The following is a 6,312-nucleotide window of genomic DNA, read 5'->3' as shown; positions in this document are numbered from 1 at the left end:
CATCCGCAGCGAGAACTCGGTGGAGAACAGGCAGGTGTTCTGGCCCTGGTCCTCCTTGAGGATGTCGGCCTGCACGGTGCCGCGCACGTTGGCCAGCGCGTACGCCGCGAGCTCGGCGTGCTCGGACTCGTCCGGCTCGCGGTCGTGCTCGGCGCGGAACTTCTCCACCTGCTGGTCGATGACCGTGTTGAGGAAGAAGGCCAGCACGGTGGGGGCGGGGCCGTTGATCGTCATGGAGACGCTCGTCGACGGGGCGACCAGGTCGAAGCCGTCGTACAGCGCCTTCATGTCCTCCAGCGTGGCCACCGAGACCCCGGACGTGCCGACCTTGCCGTAGACGTCGGGGCGGGGGTCGGGGTCGCGGCCGTAGAGGGTGACGGAGTCGAAGGCGGTCGAGAGCCGGGTCGCGTCACCGTCCTGGCTCAGGATCTTGAAGCGACGGTTGGTGCGGGCCGGGTCGCCCTCACCGGCGAACATCCGGGCCGGGTCCTCGCCGTCGCGCTTGAAGGGGAAGACGCCGGCGGTGAAGGGGAAGAAGCCCGGCAGGTTCTCGTTGCGCCAGAAGCGCACCAGCTCGCCGTGGTCGGTGGTGCGGGGGAGCGCGACGCGGGGGATCCGGTTGCCCGACAGGGACTCGCGGGTGAGCTTGGTGTGCAGCTCCTTGTCGCGGACCCTCACCACCTGCTCGTCACCGGAGTAGGACTCCACGACCGCGGGCCAGGCCGCGATCTGGTCGGCGACCTCGTGGGGGAGCGCCTTGCGCGCCTGCTCCAGCAGCCCGCCGACACCGTCGGACGCCTCGCCCGCCTCGACGAGCTCGCCCTGCACGAGGTCGAGGCGCTGCACCCGGCTGGCGGCGGCGGCGTGCTCCTCGGTCCGGGCGTGGTAGCCACGCACGGTGTCGGTGATCTCGGCGAGGTAGCGCACCCGGTCGGTGGGGACGACCTGGCGGATCCCGGAGGAGTGTCGTACGTCGACGTGGGGCAGCGTGCCCTCGGTGACGGGCAGCCCCTGGCCGGCGAGCTGGTCGCGGAGGTGCTGGTAGAGCGCGGTGACGCCGTCGTCGTTGAACGTGGCGGCGCTGGTGCCGAAGACCGGCATGTCGGCGGGCTGCTTGCCGAACGCCTCGCGGTTGCGGACCATCTGGCGACCCACGTCGCGCAGCGCGTCCTTGGCGCCGCGGCGCTCGAACTTGTTGATGGCCACGGTGTCGGCGAAGTCGAGCATGTCGATCTTCTCCAGCTGCGAGGCCGCGCCGAACTCGGGTGTCATCACGTAGAGGGAGGAGTCGACGTAGGGGACGATCGCCGCGTCTCCCTGGCCGATGCCGGGGGTCTCGACGACCACCAGGTCGAAGCCGGCGGCCTTCATCACGTCGATGGCGTCGGCCAGGTGCTCGGGTACCTCGTGCGCCCCCCGGGTGGCCAGGCTGCGGAAGAAGACGCGGTCCCCGTCGAGGGAGTTGGCGCGGATCCGGTCGCCGAGCAGTGCGCCGCCACCCTTGCGCCGGGTCGGGTCGACGGCGATGACGCCGATGCGCAGCTTGTCCTGCTGGTCGACGCGGAAGCGGCGGACGAGCTCGTCGGTGAGGCTGGACTTGCCGGACCCGCCGGTGCCGGTGATGCCGAGCACGGGCGTCGTGCGCGCTGCCGCGGCCTGCCGGATGCGGGTGAGCGTGTCCTCGCCGAGCTGTCCGGTCTCGGCGCCGGTGATCGCCCGCGCCACGGCCAGCCGGTCCCCGGCCAGCACGGCCTCCACCTCGGCCCGGCGCTTCTCCCAGGGGTCGAAGTCGCAGTCGGCGACCACGGAGTTGATCATCCCGACGAGGCCCATCTTCTGCCCGTCCTCGGGGGAGAAGATGGTCACGCCGGACTCGCGTAGCCGCGTGATCTCGGCCGGCACGATCACGCCGCCGCCGCCGCCGACCACCTTGACGTGGTCGGCCCCCGCCGCGCGCAACGACTCCACGAGGTACTCGAAGTACTCCACGTGCCCGCCCTGGTACGACGAGACGGCGACGCCCTGCACGTCCTCCTCGAGCGCCGCGTCCACGACCTCCTGCACGGAGCGGTTGTGCCCGAGGTGGATGACCTCGCAACCCTGGCTCATGAAGATGCGCCGCATGATGTTGATCGACGCGTCGTGCCCGTCGAAGAGGCTCGAGGCCGTGACGAGGCGGACGGGGTGCTGCGGCCGGTGGAGCTCGGGCATGGGAATCCCTCGGGGAAGATGGTTGGACGTCCTAGCAACGCGATCCTAGGACATCCAACTAACTACTGGGAAGTAGCCGGGGCGGCCACGTGGTCGCCCGCGGCCGCGCGGAGCTCGGCCAGCAGCTCGGTGAGGCGCAGCACGTCGTCGACGGGGATGCCGGGGGACTCGAAGACGCGCGCGTTGAGCCCGCTCGTGGCCTCGTCGACGACGGCCCGACCGGCGTCGGTGAGGGCGGCGAGAACGACCCGGCGGTCGTCCTCGCGACGCAGGCGCTCGACATACCCCTGGCGGACCAGGCGCTCGACGGCGCTCGTCACGCTCGTGGGGTGCACCTGCAGCAGGGATCCGAGCCGGGTCATGGCCATCGAGCCGGACTGCGCGAAGGACAGCAGTCGCAGGATCTCGTAGCGTGCGAAGGTCAGGTCGAGCGGGCGCAGGACAGCATCGATCTGCTCCATCAGGAGCTGCTGGACCCGGACGATCGACGTCACCATGGCCATGCCGTCGGCCGCGTCGTCCCACCCGTGGCGGACCCACTGGCTCCGCGCCTCGTGGATGGGGTCCCGTTCGGCTGTCATGGGTGCAGGCTACGGGAGACTGCTAGGACGTCCTAGGAGCGTCCGCCGCAGAGAAGTCCCGATGGGGCGGCCGCGGCCGGGCGTCCGCGGCGCCGGCCGAGCCGGTGGGTGGGGCACCCGAGCGGTGGACGGGTCGTGTAGGCATGGAGCACGGCCACGAGGGCCAGCCTGCTGAAGGAGTGTCGATGAGCCTGATCATGTCGCGGCGCGACCTCGAGTTCCTGCTCTTCGAGTGGCTCGACACCGAGTCGCTCCTCGAGCGGGACCGGTTCGCCGAGCACTCCCGCGACGTCGTGGAGGACCTGCTCGGACTCGCCGAGAGGATCGCGACCGACCACTTCGCTCCGCACAACAGGGCCGCGGACCTCGCGGAGCCGCGCTTCGACGGGGAGYGGGTCGCGCTGGTCCCGGAGGTCGAGCCGGCGCTGAGGGCCTTCGCCGACGCCGGGTTCCTCGCCGCGCCGCTGAGCGAGGAGGCCGGTGGGCTGCAGCTGCCCTCGTCGGTCTTCGGGGCGTGCATGGCCTGGTTCCACGCGGCCAACGTGGGGACGGCGGGCTACGCGCTGCTCACCCTGGCCAACGCCAACCTCCTCACGGTCCACGCCGCCCCGGAGCTGGTGGCCCGCTTCGTGGAGCCGATGACCACCGGCCGTTTCTTCGGCACGATGGCCCTCTMGGAGCCGGAGGCGGGCTCCAACCTGGCCGACATCACCACCCGGGCCGAACCGCAGCCCGACGGCACCTACCGGCTCTTCGGGCGCAAGATGTGGATCTCGGGCGGGGACCACGAGATGGGCGAGAACATCGTGCACCTGGTGCTCGCCCGCACCCCGGGCTCCCCGGTCGGCACCCGGGGGATCTCCCTGTTCCTGGTGCCGAAGTTCCTGGTGGCCGAGGACGGCACGGTGGGCGAGCGCAACGACGTCGTGCTCGCGGGCATCAACCACAAGATGGGCTTCCGCGGCACCGTCAACACCGCGCCCGTCTTCGGCGAGGGCGCCTTCTCGCCGGGTGGGCTTCCGGGCGCCGTCGGCCATCTCGTCGGCACCGTGAACCGTGGCCTGCCCGCGATGTTCACGATGATGAACGAGGCCCGGATCGGCGTCGGGCTGGGCGCCACCGCGCTGGGCTACACCGGCTACCTGAAGTCGCTGGCCTACGCGCGTGAGCGGTTGCAGGGCAGGCCGGTCGGTGCGTCGCCGGAGTCGCCCCAGGTGCCGTTGGTCGAGCACCCGGACGTGCGTCGGATGCTGCTGGCGCAGAAGTCGTACGTCGAGGGCGCGCTGGCGCTGAACCTCTACTGCTCCCGGCTGGTCGACGACCTCGCGTCCCTGGACGACGCGACCCGGACGGCCGAGGCCGAGAAGCTGCTCGGGGTCCTCACCCCGATCGCCAAGAGCTGGCCCTCGCAGTGGTGCCTGGCCGCCAACGACCTGGCCATCCAGGTGCTCGGAGGCGCCGGCTACACCCGGGACCACGACGTCGAGCAGCACTACCGCGACAACCGGCTGAACGCGATCCACGAGGGCACCCACGGCATCCAGGGGCTCGACCTGCTCGGTCGCAAGGTGCTGCTGGACGCCGGCGCCGGACTGGCCCTGCTGGTCGGCCGGATGCAGGAGACCGCCCGCCGGGCCGCCGGCACCGTCGTCCCCGAGGGGGTCCGGTACGCCGAGCAGCTCACGACCGCGGCCGACCGGCTCGTCGAGGTCACCGGTGCGATCGCGGGCCGCGACGACCAGCGGACCATGCTCGCCGATGCCACCGTCTTCCTCGAGGCGACCGGACACCTGGTGGTGGCGTGGCTGTGGCTCGAGCAGTGGCTCGTGGCCGATGGCAAGGAGTCCGCGTTCTACGAGGGAAAGCGGGCCGCGACGGCGTACTTCTTCGGCCGTGAGCTGCCGAAGATCGAGCCCATGCTCGACCTGCTCGCCGCCGGTGACCGCACCACCCTGGACCTCGATCCCGGCGTCCTGTGAGCCTGCGGTCCTCCCGATCAGGACACGGGTGCCACGGTCGTCACCAGCCGCCGGGAAAGCGTGCCGAGCCGGCCACTCCCGCGAGGACGACGACACAGGCGACAGCGGCCGCGAGCATCAGCTCCCGGCCGTGATGGCGCCACCGCTCGACCATCAGCAGGACCGCCCCGACCAGCGCCACCGCACCGGGCAGGACGAGCAGCCCCGCCGGCGGGGCCGCCGCACCCGYCGCGACCCCCAGCACGATCCCGCCGGCGAGGGCACGGCGTACGGCGACCGGGCGATCCCCGCGGGCGAGCCCCACCGCCGTCACCGCACCCCCGCTCGCCAGCTGGTCGGGCGCGAGGACCCGCATCAGCAGGGTCGAGGTGCCCGAGTCCGTCACCACGACCACGTCCCGGAACCGGTCACGCAGGGCGTAGTGCCTGACCAGGTCGTCGAGCCGGTGACCGCGGTCGGCCGGGGGCGAGCTCACCGGTGCCAGCAGCATCTCCACGTGTGGCTCGACGTCGAGGACGCTCACCACCCGCCTGGCCTCGGCCGTCGGAGCGGTGATCACCACGGGGTCACGACCCAGGCCCTCCCGGATGCGCACCAGCTCGGCCGCGTCCGCCGGTGCGCTGACCACGAGGATGCGCTGGCGACCGGGCACGCTGGCGACGATAGCCGTCGCGCGCACGTGGGGACCTCCGCGGCACCGGACCTCGTCAGGCGCCTGTCGGGGCCTGAACGGGGTACCCGGGACGGATGGACACCGCCGAGCATGGATCCGCAGACCGCGATCGGGGAGCCGCCCTCGAAGGCGATCGGGCGTGGAGTCGGCGTCTTGTCTCGCGTGGCGGCATCGACCTGGCCGTGCGCGAGGGCGGCAACCGGGACGGCCCCACGATCGTGCTGGTGCACGGCTGGCGCGACACCCATCGCGTCTGGGACGAGCTGAAGGACGACTTCTACGCGGTCATCGACACCGTGAGTCCCGACGCGGCCGTGCGCGTGGTGGCGCACCACGGGGGATCGGTCCAGGTGTGGACTGCCGTCTACCGTCCGGGGGCCGAGGACCGCGTGTCGTCCTTCATGTCGCTGGGCGGGTGCGAGGCCGACCCCGGCCGAGGTCACCGTCCTCGTCGCACCCAGCCGAGCGCGGTCAGGGAAGCCAGTCCTATCGCAAACCCGACGGAAGCATGGGCGACATCAAGCTGCACGAGCGACGCACCCAGGACGAACGGCGTGCTGAGGCCTCGAGCCTCTCCCACCAGCGCGAGGGCGTCGTACTGCCCCGCGGCGCTGCCGATCAAGGCGCACACAACGAGGTAGACGCCAGCCGCATACCAACGACGCAACGCAGACTCCTGGGATTCCGTAGGTGCTGTTCGGCACCGCACGAGGCCTCGCGAACAGGACGCGACCCTCTCACGACTGCGGGCACCCGCCGCCGATCGGCACCCGGGTGCGTTGCCAGCGGCTCGCGGGGGAGGCCACGCATCCGATCGTGTCGATGTCCGGATGTTCGTCGTGTGTACGGAACCCCGACGGTCACCATG

Annotated in this window: 4 protein-coding genes; 1 reads left to right on the top strand and 3 read right to left on the bottom strand. The window is 71.6% G+C overall.

The annotated features are described in order from the left end of the window. Together ACXJKL_RS11670 and ACXJKL_RS11665 are read right to left on the bottom strand one after the other, a co-directional pair. A partial coding sequence (locus tag ACXJKL_RS11670) for a methylmalonyl-CoA mutase family protein (protein ID WP_457207215.1) occupies positions 1-2,211 on the bottom strand: 2,211 nt, incomplete at its 3' end. Between the two features lie 62 nt (positions 2,212-2,273). Beyond that, positions 2,274-2,792: a MarR family winged helix-turn-helix transcriptional regulator gene (locus ACXJKL_RS11665; protein WP_457207214.1), complete on the bottom strand. Its 519-nt coding sequence runs from the start codon at positions 2,790-2,792 to the stop codon at positions 2,274-2,276. A gap of 185 nt (positions 2,793-2,977) precedes the next feature. Here ACXJKL_RS11665 and ACXJKL_RS11660 point away from each other — a divergent pair, with 185 nt between their 5' ends. Continuing rightward, entirely contained in the window at positions 2,978-4,771 is a 1,794-nt protein-coding gene (locus ACXJKL_RS11660) for an acyl-CoA dehydrogenase (protein WP_457207213.1), read from the top strand. Positions 4,772-4,811: 40 nt separating this feature from the next. On the opposite strand, the gene ACXJKL_RS11655 is transcribed toward ACXJKL_RS11660, so the two are convergent. Beyond that, positions 4,812-5,423 carry a hypothetical protein gene (locus tag ACXJKL_RS11655; RefSeq protein ID WP_457207212.1) on the bottom strand — a complete coding sequence of 204 codons (612 nt, stop codon included), beginning with the start codon at positions 5,421-5,423 and terminating at the stop codon, positions 4,812-4,814. Positions 5,424-6,312: the final 889 nt, after the last annotated feature.

It is taken from the genome of Nocardioides sp. P5_C9_2 (genome assembly GCF_054049555.1).
The sequence above is the reverse complement of the archived record's forward strand: the minus strand, read 5'-3'. Positions and strand labels throughout refer to the sequence as shown.